The 17,247-nt window shown below is 66.4% G+C and carries 16 protein-coding genes and 1 pseudogene; 14 read left to right on the top strand and 3 right to left on the bottom strand.

Annotated elements, in window-relative coordinates:
• Positions 1 to 1,629: 1,629 nt before the first annotated feature.
• The 3 genes and pseudogenes from JWN03_RS42790 to JWN03_RS42800 form a co-directional block, all read left to right on the top strand.
• Positions 1,630 to 2,481 (top strand): annotated as a pseudogene (locus tag JWN03_RS42790) (hypothetical protein); the annotation flags it as partial.
• Between the two features lie 462 nt (positions 2,482 to 2,943).
• Complete coding sequence (locus JWN03_RS42795) at positions 2,944 to 3,849, top strand: HAD-IIA family hydrolase (protein ID WP_297628231.1); 906 nt, start codon at positions 2,944 to 2,946, stop codon at positions 3,847 to 3,849.
• 94 nt (positions 3,850 to 3,943) lie between these two features.
• Positions 3,944 to 4,381: a GNAT family N-acetyltransferase gene (locus JWN03_RS42800; RefSeq protein WP_297628232.1), complete on the top strand. Its 438-nt coding sequence runs from the start codon at positions 3,944 to 3,946 to the stop codon at positions 4,379 to 4,381.
• A gap of 4 nt (positions 4,382 to 4,385) precedes the next feature.
• Here the strand turns inward: JWN03_RS42800 and JWN03_RS42805 are convergent, their stop codons facing one another.
• Positions 4,386 to 5,144, bottom strand: a complete 759-nt coding sequence (locus JWN03_RS42805; protein WP_297628234.1) for a class I SAM-dependent methyltransferase — start codon at positions 5,142 to 5,144, stop codon at positions 4,386 to 4,388.
• A gap of 138 nt (positions 5,145 to 5,282) precedes the next feature.
• Here JWN03_RS42805 and JWN03_RS42810 point away from each other — a divergent pair, with 138 nt between their 5' ends.
• Genes JWN03_RS42810 through recN form a run of 4 tightly spaced genes read left to right on the top strand, consistent with a single transcriptional unit; the run spans position 5,283 to position 9,228 of the window.
• The gene (locus tag JWN03_RS42810) at positions 5,283 to 5,549 is read left to right on the top strand and encodes a hypothetical protein (RefSeq protein WP_366914565.1); all 267 of its coding nucleotides are present in this window, start codon (positions 5,283 to 5,285) and stop codon (positions 5,547 to 5,549) included.
• Position 5,550: 1 nt separating this feature from the next.
• Entirely contained in the window at positions 5,551 to 6,423 is an 873-nt protein-coding gene (locus JWN03_RS42815; protein WP_297628236.1) for a TlyA family RNA methyltransferase, read from the top strand.
• Positions 6,387 to 7,478, top strand: a complete 1,092-nt coding sequence (locus JWN03_RS42820) for an NAD kinase (protein WP_441343169.1) — start codon at positions 6,387 to 6,389, stop codon at positions 7,476 to 7,478. Before JWN03_RS42815 ends, JWN03_RS42820 begins: the two co-directional genes overlap by 37 nt.
• Positions 7,456 to 9,228 carry a DNA repair protein RecN gene (gene recN / locus JWN03_RS42825; protein WP_297628241.1) on the top strand — a complete coding sequence of 591 codons (1,773 nt, stop codon included), beginning with the start codon at positions 7,456 to 7,458 and terminating at the stop codon, positions 9,226 to 9,228. Before JWN03_RS42820 ends, recN begins: the two co-directional genes overlap by 23 nt.
• Positions 9,229 to 9,244: 16 nt before the next feature.
• Here the strand turns inward: recN and JWN03_RS42830 are convergent, their stop codons facing one another.
• Positions 9,245 to 9,901, bottom strand: coding sequence for a TetR/AcrR family transcriptional regulator (locus JWN03_RS42830; protein WP_297628243.1), 657 nt, complete (start codon positions 9,899 to 9,901; stop codon positions 9,245 to 9,247).
• Between the two features lie 47 nt (positions 9,902 to 9,948).
• On the opposite strand from JWN03_RS42830, the gene JWN03_RS42835 reads away from it, so the two are divergent.
• Positions 9,949 to 10,365, top strand: a complete 417-nt coding sequence (locus tag JWN03_RS42835; RefSeq protein ID WP_297628245.1) for a nuclear transport factor 2 family protein — start codon at positions 9,949 to 9,951, stop codon at positions 10,363 to 10,365.
• 56 nt (positions 10,366 to 10,421) lie between these two features.
• Positions 10,422 to 10,646 carry a hypothetical protein gene (locus JWN03_RS42840; RefSeq protein ID WP_297628247.1) on the top strand — a complete coding sequence of 75 codons (225 nt, stop codon included), beginning with the start codon at positions 10,422 to 10,424 and terminating at the stop codon, positions 10,644 to 10,646.
• Between the two features lie 67 nt (positions 10,647 to 10,713).
• On the opposite strand, the gene JWN03_RS42845 is transcribed toward JWN03_RS42840, so the two are convergent.
• Positions 10,714 to 11,133, bottom strand: coding sequence for an SRPBCC family protein (locus JWN03_RS42845; RefSeq protein ID WP_297628249.1), 420 nt, complete (start codon positions 11,131 to 11,133; stop codon positions 10,714 to 10,716).
• A 164-nt stretch (positions 11,134 to 11,297) separates the two neighbouring features.
• Between JWN03_RS42845 and steA the strand changes: the two genes are divergently transcribed.
• From steA to xerD, 5 genes are all read left to right on the top strand, one after another.
• Positions 11,298 to 12,509 (top strand): putative cytokinetic ring protein SteA, encoded by a 1,212-nt coding sequence (steA, locus tag JWN03_RS42850; RefSeq protein WP_297628251.1) that lies wholly within the window; start codon positions 11,298 to 11,300, stop codon positions 12,507 to 12,509.
• Between the two features lie 7 nt (positions 12,510 to 12,516).
• Positions 12,517 to 13,437 carry a copper transporter gene (locus JWN03_RS42855; RefSeq protein ID WP_297628253.1) on the top strand — a complete coding sequence of 307 codons (921 nt, stop codon included), beginning with the start codon at positions 12,517 to 12,519 and terminating at the stop codon, positions 13,435 to 13,437.
• A gap of 98 nt (positions 13,438 to 13,535) precedes the next feature.
• Positions 13,536 to 15,254 (top strand): CTP synthase, encoded by a 1,719-nt coding sequence (locus JWN03_RS42860; protein WP_297628254.1) that lies wholly within the window; start codon positions 13,536 to 13,538, stop codon positions 15,252 to 15,254.
• A 225-nt stretch (positions 15,255 to 15,479) separates the two neighbouring features.
• The gene (locus tag JWN03_RS42865; RefSeq protein ID WP_297628256.1) at positions 15,480 to 16,124 is read left to right on the top strand and encodes an NUDIX domain-containing protein; all 645 of its coding nucleotides are present in this window, start codon (positions 15,480 to 15,482) and stop codon (positions 16,122 to 16,124) included.
• 178 nt (positions 16,125 to 16,302) lie between these two features.
• Positions 16,303 to 17,223: a site-specific tyrosine recombinase XerD gene (gene xerD / locus JWN03_RS42870; protein ID WP_297628258.1), complete on the top strand. Its 921-nt coding sequence runs from the start codon at positions 16,303 to 16,305 to the stop codon at positions 17,221 to 17,223.
• The last annotated feature ends 24 nt before the right edge of the window (positions 17,224 to 17,247 follow it).

The raw sequence follows: 17,247 nt of genomic DNA on the forward strand, positions 1-17,247 counted from the left end.
GTGTGGGAGAGTAGGACACCGCCGGAACATCCTTCACGAAAGGGGACCCACATGTTGGGTCCCCTTTCGTCGTTTTAGACCCGGTGCCGCCTGGACGCTCAGCGGCGCGTGATTGAATTTGTGGTGGCGGGCTGTGCCGCCAACGCTCACGCGCGCCAGCGCCGCGGGCCGGGTACCGCAGGCAAACTATAGAGAGGGATCACCGTGGCGGAGCAGAGCGACGACCGTAAACCTTTCCGCCGTAGCGGCGGATCCGGTGAGGGCGGCAGCAGCCGGCCGGCGCGCGACAGTAGTTCGGGCGATCGGCGTGACCAGGGCAAGTCGGGCTTCAATCGAAGCAGCAGCGGCGGCGGTGGTTTCAATCGTGACGGCGGGCGCGACGCCGGTCGTGGCAATACGAGTCGCGGTGACAGCGACCGTGGTGGCTCCAATCGGAGTGAAGGCAGCCGAGGCGGCAGCTTCAACCGAGAGGGCGGCCGCGATAACGCGGGAACCCGTGACAGCGGCAGCGCCGGCTTCGGCCGTGGCGGCTCCAATCGTGAGAACCAGGGTCGCGACGGCGGCCGCAGCGGCTTCGGTCGTGGTGAGAGTCGAGACAGCAATACCGGCAGTCGCGGCGGTTTCAACCGTGGCAGCGATAGCCGCAGCAGCGACAACCGTGGCAGTGACAGCCGAGGTGGCGACAGCCGTGGCGGTTTCAACCGTGACAGCAGTAGCGGTGACCGCGGTGGATTCAACCGCGGCGGGTCGACCGGTGGCGGTTTCAATCGCAGCAGCGACAGCCGCGGCGGAGACAATCGTGGCGATAGCCGTGGCGGATTCAACCGGTCCGGCGAAGGCCGTGACAATGACCGTGGCGGTTTCAACCGTGGTGGCGATAGCCGTGGCAGTGACAGCCGTGGTGGGTTCAACCGCGATAGCAATAGTGGTGGTGGGTTCAACCGCAGCAGCGATAACCGTGGCGACAGCCGTGGTGGCGAGCGTGGTGGATTCAACCGCAGTGAAGGCCGTGACAGTGAGCGCGGTGGATTCAACCGTGGTGGCTCGACCGGTGGCGGTTTCAATCGCAGCAGCGACAGTCGCGGTAGCGATAGCCGCGGTGGCGGTTTCAACCGTGGCGGCGATAGCCGTGGCAGTGACAGCCGAGGCGATAGCCGTGGTGGCGATCGTGGCGGTTTCAATCGTGGTGGCGACCGTCGTGAAGGTGACCGCGGTGGATTCAACCGTGGTGAAGGCGATCGTGGCGGCTTCAATCGTGGTGGCGATAGCCGCGGTGGCGACAGCCGTGGTGGGTTCAACCGCGGTAGCAATAGTGGTGGTGGGTTCAACCGCAGCAGCGACAACCGCAGCAGCGACAGTCGCGGTAGCGATAGCCGCGGCGGTGACAGCCGTGGTGGGTTCAACCGCGACAGCAGTAGCGGTGAGCGCGGTGGGTTCAACCGTGGTGGCGACCGTCGTGAAGGCGATCGCGGTGAGCGAAAGAGCTTCGGCGGCAGTGGTTTCGGTGGTGGCGACCGGCCGAGCTCGGGTGGCGGTTTCAATCGCGACCGTGCCGACCGCCCGGACCGTGACCGCGCCGACCGTCCCGCTCGTGACCGTTCCGAGCGTCCCGCCCGTGATGATGCGGCGCGTCCCGAACGCGACCGCAGCGAGCGTCCCGCTCGCACGGATCGCCCGGAGCGTTCCGACCGTGATCGTGCCGAAAGGTCGGATCGTCCGGAGCGTTCGTCCTTCGCCGGTCGTGACGACTCCGACCGTCGTCGTGGCGGCGAGGGTGCGCGCTTCGGCGGCGATTCCCGTGGCGGCGAACGTCGTACGGGTCGCCCGGACGAGCCGGAGTTGCCGGAGGAGGTGCAGGCCGCAGATCTCGAGCCTGCGGTTCGCCGCGATCTGCTGAGCCTGGACAAGACCAATGCCGATTCGGTGGCCCGCCACCTGATCATGGTGGCGCAACTGCTGGATGAGGATCCGGAGCTCGCTCTCGAGCATGCGCGTGCGGCCCGTCAGCGTGCCGGTCGTATTGCGGTGGTCCGCGAGACCAATGGTGTCGCGGCCTACCACGCCGGCGAATGGGCGGAGGCGCTGTCCGAGCTGCGTACCGCGCGGCGCATGTCCGGCGGCGCCGGACTGCTCGCGGTCATGGCGGATTGCGAGCGCGGCCTCGGCCGTCCCGAGCGCGCCATCGAACTGGGCCGCAGCGATGAAGCCCGTCTGCTGAAGGGCGACGAGGCCACCGAACTGCGCATTGTGGTCGCCGGCGCCCGCATGGATCTCGGCCAGTACGACCAGGCCGTGGTCAGCCTGCAGACCGCGGAATTGGATCCGGCCAAGACGGGGTCGGCGTCCGCGCGCCTGTTCTACGCCTACGCCGAGGCCCTGCTGGCCGCCGGTCGGGCAGCGGAATCGCTGACCTGGTTCATGAACGCCGCGTCCGCTGATACCGAGGGTGAGACCGACGCCGAGGACCGCGCCGCGGACCTGGCCGAGGGTGGATCCGGCAAGTCGGAGTGGACCGGTGCAGTAGCCGACGGCACCGAATCCGACGAAGACGATGAGTCGGACTGGACTGCCGCCGTGAACGACGGCACCGAGGACGACGAAGACGCGGACGCTGAAGACGACGAGGACGACTTCGTGGAAGAAGACGACTTCGACGACGAGGATGACGACTCGGACGAAGTGTCGGACGCCGACGCCTCAACCGACGAGTCCGCCACCGCAGACGAGGCCGAAAAGTCCGACAGCGCTGAGCCGGTCGCCGAATCCGGCGAAGCGAGTACTGCCGACACCGAGGCCGGAGACAAGGCCGAGGACGGCGACAGCAAGAAGTAATCGGCCGCACGCGAAGTGATGGCCGTGGCATCGACCTAGTAGGCTGGCCGTCCCTGAATGGGGCGGCCAGCCGACCGGTTTCGGGCGAAGAAGTGTGAGAGGGGCGTCGTAATGCGGCTACGGGATCGGTTCGGCGCACTGCTGCTGGATCTGGACGGCACCCTGTATCGCGGGCACGAGGTGATACCCGGTGCGCCGGAAGCGCTTTCGGGCGCACCCGAGCAGCGCCTGGCGTATGTCACCAATAATGCCAGTCGCTCCGCCGCCGCCGTGGTGGTGCATTTGCGCGAAATCGGTTTCACCGCAGGCGAAGACGATGTTGTCACCAGCGCTCAGGCCGCCGCCCATCTGCTCGCGGCCCGGCTCGAGCCGGGTGCGGCGGTACTCGTGGTCGGCACCGATGATCTGGCCGCCGAGGTGACCGCGGTTGGCCTGCAGCCGATTCGACGTTTCAACGGTGTGGCTCCCGCAGCCGTGGTGCAGGGCCATTCTCCGGAGACGGCCTGGCCGGACCTCGCCGAAGCCGCGTACGCATTGCGTGCCGGCGCGCTCTGGGTGGCCGCGAATACCGATGCGACCCTCCCGAACGAGCGCGGTCTGGCCCCCGGCAACGGTTCCATGGTCGCTGCCCTGCGCACCGCCTCCGACCTCGAGCCCATTGTGGCGGGCAAGCCCTACGCGCCCCTGCTCGAGGACGCCATCGCCCGCGTCGGCACCCGTGATGCCCTGGTGGTCGGTGACCGCCTCGACACCGATATCGACGGCGCCCACTGTGTCGGCCTCGAATCCTTCCTGGTCCTCACCGGCGTCAGCACCCTGGCGGATCTCCGCACCCAGCCCCCCGGTCGCCTTCCCACCTATATTGCGGAATCCCTTGACGCCCTGAATTATCCGGTCGCCGATACCGCCCCCATCACTCCCGCCGACGGCGATATCGCCGATGTGATCGGTGCATTTCTGCAAAAGCATCCCGGCCGCGCAATCGCCGTCGCAGCCCCGCCCGCCTCTCGGGATTGATTGCCGAGGTCCGGCATTCCAGCGAAATTGGTCTGCCGGACTTTCCGGTAAGTGGCTCTGTAGTCATAACCGGGAATTCACTACCGTCGATGTAATGACCGAAGTACGCGAAATCCCGGTAGGTCAGACAAAGCTGGCCGCCTCCGCCATGCTGGCATTGCGCCCCCGATGGGAAACCGCTGACGCCATTGTCGATCTGATCGATACCCGTCTCCGCCCGGCCGGTTATCGATTGGTCGGCGTCTTCGACGGTGCTTCCGATACCGCGGTCGCGGTCATCGGTTTCCGGGTCGCGTATTCGACAGCCTGGGGCCGCCATCTATACGTCGACGATCTCAGCACCCTGCCGCAGGCCCGCGGCCGTGGGCACGGTGACACCCTCATGCATTGGATCCGGAATGAGGCCGTCAACTCCGAATGCGAAGCGGTACAACTGGATTCCGGGGTAGCCCTGGACCGAGCCCCGGCGCACCGCCTGTACATGCGTCACCACCTGGCCATCACCGCACATCACTTCACCCTCGGATTGTGAAGTCCTACTCGGGCTTCCGCGCCTCGAAGAGCGTCCGCGACGAGTGAGCGGCGAACGGTCCCTCGGTAGTGATTTGCCGATGGAGATCGTGCAGGCGGTCGCGATATTCCGCGACGGTGAAGCCGGGGACCATCCAGATGACTTTACGAAGGAAGTAGACGACCGCACCGATGTCGTTGAAGCGCATGGGGAGTCGTTCGGTATGGCATTGGACGATTTCCAGGCCTGCGGTGCGGGCGGCGGCGGACTCGGTCGAGGGGTCGCGGCCCTTGCGAGCCTCGGGCTGCGGCCCGAGGAAATATTCGACGAGCTCGAAGACGCTGGCCGGTCCTACATGCTGGGCGAAGTAGGTCCCGCCCGGTTGCAGGACGCGTGCGATCTCGGTCCACCAGATGGTTGCCGGATGGCGGCTGGTGACCAGGTCGAAGGCCGCGTCCGCGAAGGGGAGTGGCGGTTCGTCCGGATCGGCGACCACCACCGCGCCGCGCGGGTGCAGCAGCCGGGTGGCCTTGGCCAGATTCGGCGGCCAGGACTCGGTAGCGACCATGGTCGGCGGGAAGTGCCCGGCCTCGGCCAGTACCTCACCGCCGCCGGTCTGAATATCCAGCGCTGCCCGGGCGCCCGCCAGTCGCTGTGCCTGCTGCCGCTGATACCCCCACGACGGCCGCTGTTCGACGGCTCGCCCCTCCAACCAGGAGAAGTCCCAGCCGGCCACCGAGACGGTGTCGGCCTCGTCCACCAGGTCTTCGAAGTTGCGATCCATTTGCCCGATTCTGCCAGCGCTGTACAGCGGATTTTCGAACCGTGCGACGGCCCGCGCCGGTGTCGATCGGACACACGCGTTGAACCTTCGTGGCCTGGATACTGTTCGAATGCAAGTTCGGGTAGCGTTGTCGGCACCATGAGTGCGCCCACGCCCCACCCGCCGTTTCCCGCCCCGGGACCCCGTCCGGGGATGCCGCTGCCGGGGCAGCATGTGCCGGGTGCGAACCAGGAGTTTGCCGATCCGGCGCGCGTCCGCGCGGATGTTGATGCACTGCTGACCGAATTGTCGGCGGGCGCGCGGGATTCGGCCTCGGACGGCACAGATATGGTGCGCCGCGCTCGCATTCTCGAGCAGGCGCACGAGGTGCTGGTGCAGGCCCTGGCAACGGTGGACAAGATCTAGGGTGGCCAGACGCGCACGGGTGGACGCCGAACTGGTTCGCCGCGGGTTGGCGCGGTCGCGAGAACACGCGGTCGAGCTGATCGATGCGGGCCGTGTCCTCATCAATGGAACTGTTGCCACCAAACCCGCCACCGGCGTGGAAACCGGCGCGCCGCTTCTGGTGCGGGACGAGCCGAACGAAGTGCAGTGGGCCTCGCGCGGCGCGCACAAGCTGCTGGGCGCGCTGACGGCGTTCGAAGCGCACGGTGTGTCGGTCGAGAACAAACGCTGCCTGGACGCGGGCGCGTCCACCGGCGGCTTCACCGATGTGCTGCTGTCCAAGGGTGCGAAGGAAGTGGTGGCCGCGGATGTCGGCTACGGGCAGCTGATCTGGCGCCTGCAGAACGATGACCGCGTGCTGGTGCACGATCGCACCAATGTGCGCGCGCTGACCCCCGAACTCATCGGCGGCACAGTCGAATTGGTGGTCGCCGACCTGTCGTTCATCTCCCTGGCCCTGGTGCTGCCCGCGCTGGCCGCGTGCTGCGCGCCGGGCGCGGATCTGCTGCCCATGGTGAAACCGCAGTTCGAGGTCGGTAAGGATCGCCTCGGATCCGGTGGCGTGGTGCGGGATCCGGAGCTGCGGGCCGAGACGGTGCGTGAGGTTGCCGCTGCCGCAGCGAAGCTGGGTTTGCGGACCTGCGGTGTGGTGGCGAGCCCACTGCCGGGTCCGTCCGGGAATGTCGAGTACTTCCTGTGGTTGCGTAAGGATGGAGTGTCGGACCCGAGCGATACGGTGTCCGCTGCGAGCTCTGCATCGTCCGTTTACAGTGCGGAGGAGCAGGCTCGGGTAGCGGCATTGATCGAGCGGGCGGTGGAGGAGGGACCACAGTGAATTCGCGGAGCACCGGACGGGAAATCCTGCTGGTCGCGCATCCGGGACGGTCCGAGATCACCGAAACCGCGCATCGGGTGGCCAAGATCTTCGACGAGGCGGGCATCGGCCTGCGGGTCCTCGAGGACGAGGCGTACAGCACCCGTTTCGATCTCGACACACCGAGCGAGGCCGTCGGCTATCCCGTGCGGGTCATGCCGCACGGCCCGGAGGCGGGTGTCGGTTGTGAGATGGTGCTCGCGCTCGGTGGTGACGGCACTTTCCTGCGCGCCGCCGAATTGGCGCGTGACGCGTCGGTGCCGGTGCTGGGAATCAATCTGGGCCGCATCGGTTTTCTCACCGAGGCCGAGGCCGAGCATTTGGATGAGGCGCTGTCACAGGTGGTCCGGCGCGATTACACGCTCGAGCAGCGCATGACCATCGATGTCAGTGTGCGGGTGGACGATGTGATCGTCGAGCGCGGCTGGGCACTGAACGAGGCCAGTATCGAAAACGCCGCGCGCATGGGCGTTCTCGAATTGGTGCTGGAGGTGGACGGTCGTCCGGTGTCGGCCTTCGGCTGCGACGGAGTGCTGATCGCCACGCCGACCGGTTCGACGGCATATGCTTTCTCCGCCGGCGGTCCGGTGGTGTGGCCGGAACTCGAAGCGCTGCTGGTGATCCCGAGCAATGCCCATGCCCTGTTCGCGCGTCCGCTGGTCACCAGCCCGGCGTCGCGAATCGCGGTGGAAACCGTTGCCACCGGCCACGATGCCATAGTTTTCCTCGATGGTCGACGCACCCTCGCACTGCCGCAGGGCGGCCGGGTCGAGGCGGTCCGCGGGGCCGAGCCGGTGCGATACGTGCGGTTGGATTCCGCACCGTTCGCAGACCGGATGGTGCGCAAGTTCCAGTTGCCCGTGACAGGCTGGCGAGGCCGCCCGTCTGCGCGGTCAGGCGCGGAGGCGTCGCTCCGTCACCCCGCGCTTCCCCGCGTAACCACGGAGCGCCCGAGTGCAGGCGAGATTGATAACCGCCGAACGGAGAGCACGAGTGCTGACAGAGATCAGGATTGACGGGCTGGGCGTAATTTCCACCGCCACCGCGCAATTCCATGAGGGTTTGACCGTATTGACCGGTGAGACCGGTGCGGGCAAGACGATGGTGGTGACGAGCCTGCACCTGCTCAGCGGGGCTCGCGCCGATCCGGGGCGGGTGCGTCTGGGCGCCTCCCGCGCGGTGGTCGAAGGCCGCTTCACCGTCGACGATGTGCACGAGGGTGCCATTGCCGAGGTCGAGGAGGTGCTCGAATCCTCCGGCGCCGAACGTGACGACGACGGCAGCATTATCGCAGTCCGCACGGTGGGCAGCGACGGTCGTTCCCGCGCGCATCTGGGTGGCCGCGGCGTTCCCGCCTCGGTGCTCTCGGATTTCACGACACCGCTGCTGACGGTGCACGGTCAGAACGATCAGCTGCGCCTGCAGCGACCGGATCAGCAGCTGCACGCACTGGATCAGTTCGCCTCGGATTCGGTTGCCGGACTGCTGAAGAAGTACCAGAAGGTCCGCCGCGTCTGGCTGGACGCGCGCAATCAGCTGGTCGAGCGCACCGCCCGCAGCCGGGAATTGGCCCTCGAGGCCGATCACCTCACCCAGTCATTGAACGAAATCGATGCCGTCGCACCGGAACCCGGTGAGGACGAGCGTCTTGTCGCCGAGGTACACCGGCTGTCGGACCTGGATTCGCTGCGCGAGGCGGCCTCGGCGGCGCACGATGCGCTCGCCGGTCCCTCCGACACGCCCGGCGAAGGTTCGGGTGCGCTGGATCTGCTCGGCACGGCCCGCGCGCGTATGGAAGCCGCCGATGATCCGGCCCTGGTAGGTCTGGCTCCCCGTCTGGGCGAGGCCATTTCGGTGGTGGTGGACCTGACCACCGAACTCAGCTCCTACCTGTCGGACCTGCCTTCGGATCCGGGCGCACTCGATTCCATGCTCACGCGTCAGGCTGAACTGAAGACACTGACGAGGAAGTACGCGCCGGATATCGACGGCGTCATCAAGTGGGCCGATGAATCCCGCCTGCGTCTGGCCTCTCTCGATGTTTCCGAGGAGGCGCTGGCCGCGCTGGCCGCGGAGGTCGAAACCGCGGCGGTGAAGGTTCGCGAGGCCGCCCGCAAACTCACCGCCGCCCGTGCCAAGGCGGCGGGCAAGCTGGCCACCGCCGTCAGCACCGAGCTCGGCGGTCTGGCCATGGGCCGGGCGCGGCTCGAGGTCATAGTGCAGCCGGTGCCTGCGGGACTGCAGGATTCCGCTCCGCTCAGCATCGACGGCAAGGAATTGCACGCCGGTTCCACCGGTGTGGACGAGGCCGAGTTCCGGCTCGCCGCGCATTCCGGTGCGCAGCCACTTCCCTTGAGCAAGAGCGCTTCCGGCGGTGAGCTCTCCCGCATCATGCTGGCCCTGGAAGTGGTGCTGGCCAGCTCCGAACACGGCACCACCATGGTTTTCGATGAGGTGGACGCCGGTGTCGGTGGCCGCGCGGCCGTCGAAATCGGCCGCCGCCTGGCCAGATTGGCGCGCACCCATCAGGTCATCGTGGTCACCCACCTGCCGCAGGTGGCCGCCTTCGCCGACACCCACCTGGTGGTCGACAAGGTGGATGACGGCAAGGGGGTCAATTCCGGCGTCCGGTCTCTCACCCGTGACGAGCGGGTAGTCGAATTGGCCCGCATGCTGGCCGGTCTCGACGACACCGAAACCGGCCGTGCACACGCCTGGGAGCTGCTGACCACGGCGGACGCCGAAAAGGTGACCGCCGCCAGCTGACCCGCCCCGGTCCGGATCAATCCGCTTGGGGGGCTTCGGCTTCGGCGAGGGCGGCACGGACCAGAGCGCGGGCCGACCACACCATGAGATCGGTCGCGGCCTCCGGGCTGAGGCCCAGCACGTCCTGGGTACTGACCAGCGGCTCGATTCCGAAAACCAGCGCGGCCGCATCGATCAGCCGGTCGAGCTGGGCGGGTGTCAGGCGCTCGGACAGGGGCTCCAACGCGGCACGGGCCATACGCAGGCGAGTGGTGCCGCGGGTGGGCACACGGTCGGATTCGGGGAGCTCCGCCTGTTCGAACCAGCGGTCGAGAATGGCGCGCAAAACGGTGCGCCAGAGGAACTCGTCGGCGAATTGCATGGCGGCGGTGGAGCGGATGACGGTTTCGATGCGCTGCTCGGCATCACCGGTGAGGTTGTCGACAACCTTGAGGAAATCGCCGCGCAGGGTTTGTTCGCGGGTGGCCAGTTCGGCCCAGAGCGATTGCGGATTGGGGAAGTAGCGGTAGGCGGTGGCCGGAGAAACCCGGGCTGCCTCGGCGACCTCGGGGATCGAGGGGGAGCGGCCGTCCTTCGCGAGGGCGATCGCGGCCTCCAGCAGCGCCTCCCGGGTCCGGGTTTTCTGATTCTGTCTTCCACTCGTGAGAAATTTCTCTTGACGTGAGACACTCATATCACGAAGATAGCAGAGTCGCACGAAACTAGGGAGAGGGGCCCGTGATGACTCAGGATGAGATGGAAGCGATTTTCGATCGCCATGCCGCCGCGGAGGCGGGGAAGGATGTCGAAACGCTGCTGGACACGCTCGCTGTCGACATCGAACACGATATCGTCGGCGATCCGGCCGGCGTGCTGCACGAGCGAGAGGCCATCGGGCAGCGCTACCGCGCACTGTTCGAATCGCTCGACGAGGACAAATTCGAAACGCTGAAGCGGTACTACGGGGACGACTTCATGGTCGACGAATCCCATTGGTACGGAAGGGTTCCCGGAACCTTCCTGGGGATCCCGGGCGGCAATCGCCCGGTGGATTTCCGCATCCTGCACGTGTGCGAATTCCGCGACGGCAAGATGAGCCGCGAGAACGTCTGGCTGGATGTCGCCGCCATCGTCCAGCAACTCGCACCGGCCCAGTGATTCGCACCGGCTCGTCGAACAGGAAGAGAACGAACATGATTCGTATCGGTCGTCTTGTGACAGCCGCGATTTTCGTGGGCGCGCTTGTCACCGGTGTCGCGGCCGGCGCCTCGGCCACCCCGTCGATCGGCATCGTGCGGGCGGCGGAGCCGGAACCCTTGGGGCCGTTCGTTCAGCAGGCCGAATGCCTCGGCCGCGGTAATCGGGGCATGGAGAACGACGAGTGGAATGATTACGACTGCGTCGGCGGTCCGGGCGCCTGGTGGGTCCAGCCGAAGTAACCATCGATCCCCGGCAAAACAACGCACCCCCGGACCGGATCCGGGGGTGCGGTGGTGTTGGTGAGACCTACTTGACGGCCTTGCGGGCGCCGGCGAGGAATGCGTTGATCAGACCCTTGAGCCCGACCTCGAGGGCCTTGGCCGGAATGGGCAGGCTGGGCTCGGACTCCATGGTGTAGACCACCCGGGTGCCGCCGGGTGCGTCGGCGAAGGTGATGGTGCCGACGTGGCGCTTGACGGGCGCGCCCTTGATGATGCGGTAGACCATGCGCTCACCGGGGACCAGTTCCATGGTCTCCTCGGTGATACCCAGACCGGCGAGGCCGATCTTGTACTGGGCGCCGACCCCGGACTGGCTGCTTACGCCCGGCTTGATGAGCGAAATCTGAACCGGCAGAAACGAGCTGAGGGCGTCTCGGTCGGTGAAAAGCTTGTAGACGACATCGCGCGGGGCGGACAGGACTGTATCGACGGTGGTGCTGGCCATAACGGTGGGTCTCCTCTCGAACCGTGGCTCGGAGCTTATCGTTACCGCCGGGTAAGAAGACAGTCCCGTCTGGGACATTCCGCCGCTCGCATCACTGTGACGAATGCCGAACGGTCGGCGCGCCTCCACCAATGGTTGAGACTTTGCGGTAAAGATCGATCGTTATGAAGATGCTGGCCCTGCTGTCGCGTAGCACCGAAACGCTCCCCGGAATCGTCGGGATGGCCCGGGTCGACCGCAACACCAGGCGTCTGCTGCAGCGCGTGGGACCGGGTGATGTGGTCGTCCTGGACGAAATGGACCTGGATCGGCTCACCGCCGACCGGCTCGTCGAGGCCGGCGTGGCCGCGGTCGTGAACGCCTCGCCGTCCATCTCCGGCCGCTACCCGAACCTGGGGCCGGAAGTGCTGGTGGCCAATGGAATTCTGCTGCTGGACACGCTCAGCTCCGATGTTTTCAAGAAGATCAAGGACGGCACCAAGGTCCGCATCGACGGCAGTGTCATCTATGCCGACAAGCTGACGAAGAAGGATCCGGACGCCCTCGTCGAAGGCATCGAGCTCACCGAATCGAGCATTGCCGAGCGCATGATCGAGGCCCGTAACGGGCTGGCCGATCATCTGGAAGCGTTCGCGGGCAACACCATCGAGTTCATCCGCACCGAAAGTTCGTTGCTCATCGACGGAATCGGGGTGCCGGAAGTCGCGATCGATATGAAGAAGCGGCATGTCGTGGTTGTCGCAGACGGTCCCGAGCACGTGGATGACCTCAAGCGCATCAAGCCGTTCATCAAGGAGTACGCGCCGATCCTCATCGGTGTGGGCCGCGGCGCGGATACCCTGACCCGCCACGGATATCGCCCCGACCTGATCGTCGGCGATCCGGAGGAGATCACCGCCACCACGCTCAAATGTGGTGCGGAGGTGATCCTGCCGGCCGATACCGACGGGCACGCAAAGGGTTTGGAGCGCATCCAGGATCTGGGCATCGGCGCGACCACCTTCCCGTCCTCGGGCGCGCCCGCCGATCTGGCGCTGCTGCTGGCTGATCATCACGGTGCGACGCTGATCGTCACCGTGGGCGCCGCCGCCTCGCTGGACGACTTCTTCGACCGCGGCCGCCGCGATTCCAATCCGGCCACCTTCCTGACCCGTTTGAAAATGGGCACCAAGCTCATGGACGCGAATGCCGTTGCGGCGCTGTACCGGCACCGCGGTTCCGGCTGGGCGGTCGCGATGGTGGTGATGGCTGCGCTGGTGGCCATGATCGTGGTGCTGCTGGCTACGAATATGGGTGGTGAAGCCGCGACCTGGATGACCGAAACCTGGCATCGCGGCTCGCACTGGATACAGGTTCAGCTCGATCAGCACAGGTAGGGGACAAGTGATTTCTTTTCGCCACCACGCCGTTTCGATCGCCGCCATCTTCCTGGCCCTCGCGGTCGGCGTGGTGCTCGGCACCCGTACGCACAGCGACGGGTTGTTTCCGGGCACGGGGAATCGTCAGCAGGTCGACTCGCTGACCGCTGAGAACAGCAGGCTCACCGAACAATTGAAGGCCGCCGACGCCTTCCTGTCCGATGCGGCGGGCCGGGTGCTCGCCAACAGCCTCGCCACCAAGAGCGTGCTGCTGTTCACCACTCCCGATTCCGACAGCGCCGATGCCGACGCCGTCACCGCGGCGCTCACCACGGCGGGCGCGGCGGTCACCGGGCGGGTCGCGCTGACCGGCGCCTTCACCGATTCCTCGGAGAGCGATCGGCTGCGCACCGCGCTGACCAATGTCGTCCCGGCGGGCGCGCAGCTCAAGATCGATGCCGCCGACCAGGGCAGCCTGGCCGGTGATCTGCTGGGTCAGGTGCTGCTCACCGATCCGGCCACCAATCAGCCGCGCGGCACCGAGCAGGAACGCGGCTTGGCGCTGGAGACGTTGCGTGGCGGCGGGTTCCTGACTTTCGCCGATGTACAGCCGGCGCAGCTGGCCGTCGTGGTGGCCGGTGACGGCGCGCGGGCCGGCGAGAACAATCGCGGCACCATCATCGCCAGGTTCGCCGCGGCATTGCGCACGCACAGTGCCGGGGTGGTGCTGGCGGGTCGCTACGGGGCTGCCGCGGGGCCCGGTCCGATCGCGGTGGCGCGTTCGGAAGCGCCGCTGGCAACGATCACCACCGTGGACAATGTGGACCATGAGATCGGCCGCATCACCACCGTGCTCGGCCTCACTGAGCAGCTGAACGGTGGTACCGGGCGATACGGCACGGGCGACAAGGCGACCTCGCTCACAGTCGCCGCCATGCCGCACTGACCCATCGAGCCAATCACGGGCAATTTCGGCTCGGCGGATGCGCCCGGACTCGCGTGGCATTCGATCGGCATCTCGAATCCGTGTTAACGTGAAGTCCCGTGGGTCAATCACGGATTCCGGCGCGCGCGGCCACGAAACACATCTTCGTCAGCGGTGGTGTCGCCTCTTCACTCGGCAAGGGTCTGACCGCCTCCAGCCTCGGTCAGCTGCTCACGTCACGCGGTTTGCGTGTCACGATGCAGAAGTTGGATCCGTACCTGAACGTCGATCCCGGCACCATGAACCCTTTCCAGCACGGTGAGGTGTTCGTGACCGAGGACGGCGCGGAGACGGATCTCGACGTGGGTCATTACGAACGGTTCCTCGATCGCGATCTCTCGGGGATCGCGAATGTCACCACCGGCCAGATCTATTCGACGGTGATCGCCAAGGAACGTCGCGGCGAGTACCTCGGTGACACAGTGCAGGTCATCCCGCACATCACCGATGAGATCAAGAATCGCATCCAGGCCATGGCCGGGCCGGATCTGCACGGGCAGGTCCCGGATGTGGTCATCACCGAAATCGGTGGCACCGTCGGCGATATCGAGTCGCAGCCTTTCCTCGAGGCGGCGCGGCAGATTCGGCACGACGTGGGTCGCGACAATTGCTTCTTCCTGCACGTCTCGCTGGTGCCCTACCTGGGTCCCTCGGGCGAGCTCAAGACGAAGCCGACCCAGCATTCGGTGGCGGCGCTGCGCAATATCGGTATCCAGCCCGATGCGCTGATTCTGCGTTGCGACCGTGAGGTGCCGCAGCCGCTCAAGAACAAGATCGCGCTCATGTGCGACGTGGAGGTGGATGCCTGCATCTCGACTCCCGACGCGCCGTCGATCTACGACATTCCGAAGGTGCTGCACCGCGAGGGCCTGGACGCGTACGTGGTGCGCCGTTTGGGCCTGCCTTTCCGCGACGTGGACTGGACGGTGTGGGGCGGCCTGCTGGATCGGGTGCACAACCCGCGCGAGCACGTCACCGTCGCGCTGGTCGGCAAGTACGTCGATCTGCCGGACGCCTACCTCTCGGTCACCGAGGCGCTGCGTGCGGGCGGTTTCGCCTCGCATTCCAAGGTCAATATCCGCTGGGTGCAGTCCGACGAGTGTGAGACCGAGGCCGGTGCGCGGGCGCATCTGCACGATGTGCACGCGGTACTGGTGCCCGGCGGCTTCGGCATCCGCGGCATCGAGGGCAAGGTCGGCGCGATCAAATACGCACGCACTCACGGCATTCCGCTGCTGGGTCTGTGCCTGGGCATGCAGTGCATGGTGATCGAGGCGGCGCGTTCGGTGGGTCTCACCGATGCCAACTCGACCGAATTCGAGCCGGACGTCAAGTATCCGGTCATCTCGACCATGGCCGATCAGCAGCAGGCCGTGGCCGGTGAGGCCGATCTCGGCGGCACCATGCGACTGGGCGCCTATCCGGCGATCCTGGACGCGGGTTCGGTGGTGGCGCAGGCCTACGGCGAGACCGAGGTGTCCGAGCGGCACCGGCATCGCTACGAGGTCAACAACACCTACCGCGACAAGATCGCCAAGAGTGGTCTGAAGTTCAGCGGTACCTCCCCGGACGGCAAGCTGGTCGAATTCGTGGAGTTGCCGCAGGACAAGCATCCGTTCTTCGTCGCCACCCAGGCGCATCCGGAGCTCAAGTCGCGGCCGACCCGTCCGCATCCGCTGTTCGCGGCGCTGGTTTCGGCCGCCCTGAAATACAAGCTGGCCGAACAGCTTCCGGTGGATCTCCCGGCCGAGGCTACTGAAAGCGAGAAAGTGAGCTAACCCGCGAGGCTGTCTCGCCGGAACTCTCGCTCCGCGAGAGTTCCGGTTTCTCGTGTTTCACAAGGTGACTACTGATTTCGTTCGGTTGGGGTAACTCCCGGGGTACTCCCACAATGGTTCCAGCACCTAACCGCCGGCACGCGAATGGTACGGCTGACGGCTCTTCACTGGGCGCTAAAGTTCCGGGGAGGCGGGAGAGCGAGGCGGGAAAGCTATGGTTGGCGCATGGCTGAATCGGCGCCCGGAACGCATGAATTCGACACCGTCTCGAGTCGCACCGTGTATTCGGGTGCGATCCTGGCCTTGCGGCTGGATCAGGTGGTCATGCCCGGCGGCAAGGTCGCCGAACGCGAGGTGATCGAACACCATGCCGCGGTTGCCGTCGCGGCGGTGGACGAGGACGACAATGTGGTGCTCATCAACCAGTACCGGCATCCGATCGGGCGGCGACTACTCGAGCTGCCCGCCGGATTGCTGGACAAACTGGGGGAGGACCCGCTCGAGGCCGCCAAGCGTGAGCTGGCCGAGGAGACCGGCCTCGCCGCCCGCGAATGGTCGGTGCTGGTCGATATCGCACTGTCCCCGGGCTTCACCGATGAGGCGCTGCGCATCTACCTGGCCTCCGGAATCTACGAAACCGAGCAGCCCGAGCCGGAATTGGAAGAGGCCGACCTGCAGGTGCTGCGGGTGCCGCTCGCCGAAGCGATGCGGGCCGCGCTCGCCGGCGAGATCACCAATGCGACAGCGGTCGCAGGTGTGACAGCGCTGATCGCCGCGCGCGCGAGTGGCGCAGAGCTGCGCCCGGCAGACGCGCCCTGGCCGGGCATGCCTACCGCCTTCCTGGAACGCAAAGCGGCCCAGCGCGACTGATCTCGTCCACCCCGGCCGCGACTGATCTCGTCCACCCCGGCGCGCTTTTGGCCGGGATCCACCCCCGCTGCGAGATCCCGGCCGAAAACATGCGGGGATGACGAGGGGCCTGCGTGAATCGGACGCGCGGGATTCGCGGTAGCGGTTGCCTGTCGGTGACTGCTGCCATGATGTGCACGTGCTGACCCGTCAGATCGACGTCTACCTGGATCATTTGACGGTGGAGCGTGGGTCGGCACGGAATACGCTGAGCGCCTACCGGCGTGATCTGAGCCGGTATCGCGGTTTCCTGGACGGCCGGGGGATCGACACCCTGGCACGGGTTTCCGAGACCGATATTTCCGATTTCATGGTGTCCCTGCGCGCCGGCGACGCCGATCATCCCGCGCTGGCGGCCAGTTCGGCCTCGCGGGCCTTGGTCGCGGTGCGTGGCCTGCACAAATTCTCCGCGGCCGAGGGCATTACCGATGCCGATGTCGCCCATCCGGTGAAACCGCCCAGCCCGGCCCGGCGATTACCCAAAGCTCTCCCGTACGACCAGATTTCACGACTACTCGAGGCGGCGGGCGGCCAAGCCGCCGACGGCCCGCGCGGGCTGCGTGATCACGCACTGCTGGAATTGCTCTATTCCACCGGCGCCCGCATCTCCGAGATCATCGGCCTGGATGTCGACGATATCGATACCCCCGAGCGCGCTGTGGTGTTGCACGGCAAGGGCGGAAAGCAGCGCATGGTGCCCATCGGCCGTCCCGCGCTCGCCGCCGTCGACACCTATCTAGTGCGCGGTCGTCCCGCACTTTCGGTGCGCGGCAAGGGAAACAGTGCGCTGTTCCTCAATCATCGCGGGGGCCGGTTGTCTCGTCAGTCGGCCTGGCAGGTGCTGCACACCGCCGCCGAGCGGGCCGGAATCGCGGCGCACGTTTCCCCTCATACGCTGCGACATTCGTTCGCCACGCATCTGCTGGACGGTGGCGCGGATGTACGTGTGGTGCAGGAGTTACTCGGTCATGCCTCGGTAACCACCACGCAGATCTACACTCTGGTGACCGTCGGCACGTTGCACGAGGTATGGGCAACAGCCCATCCGCGTGCCCGCTAGCCAGCCTGAAGTGCAGGTTTAGGG

Source organism: Nocardia sp., assembly GCF_025465275.1.
GTDB lineage: Bacteria > Actinomycetota > Actinomycetes > Mycobacteriales > Mycobacteriaceae > Nocardia.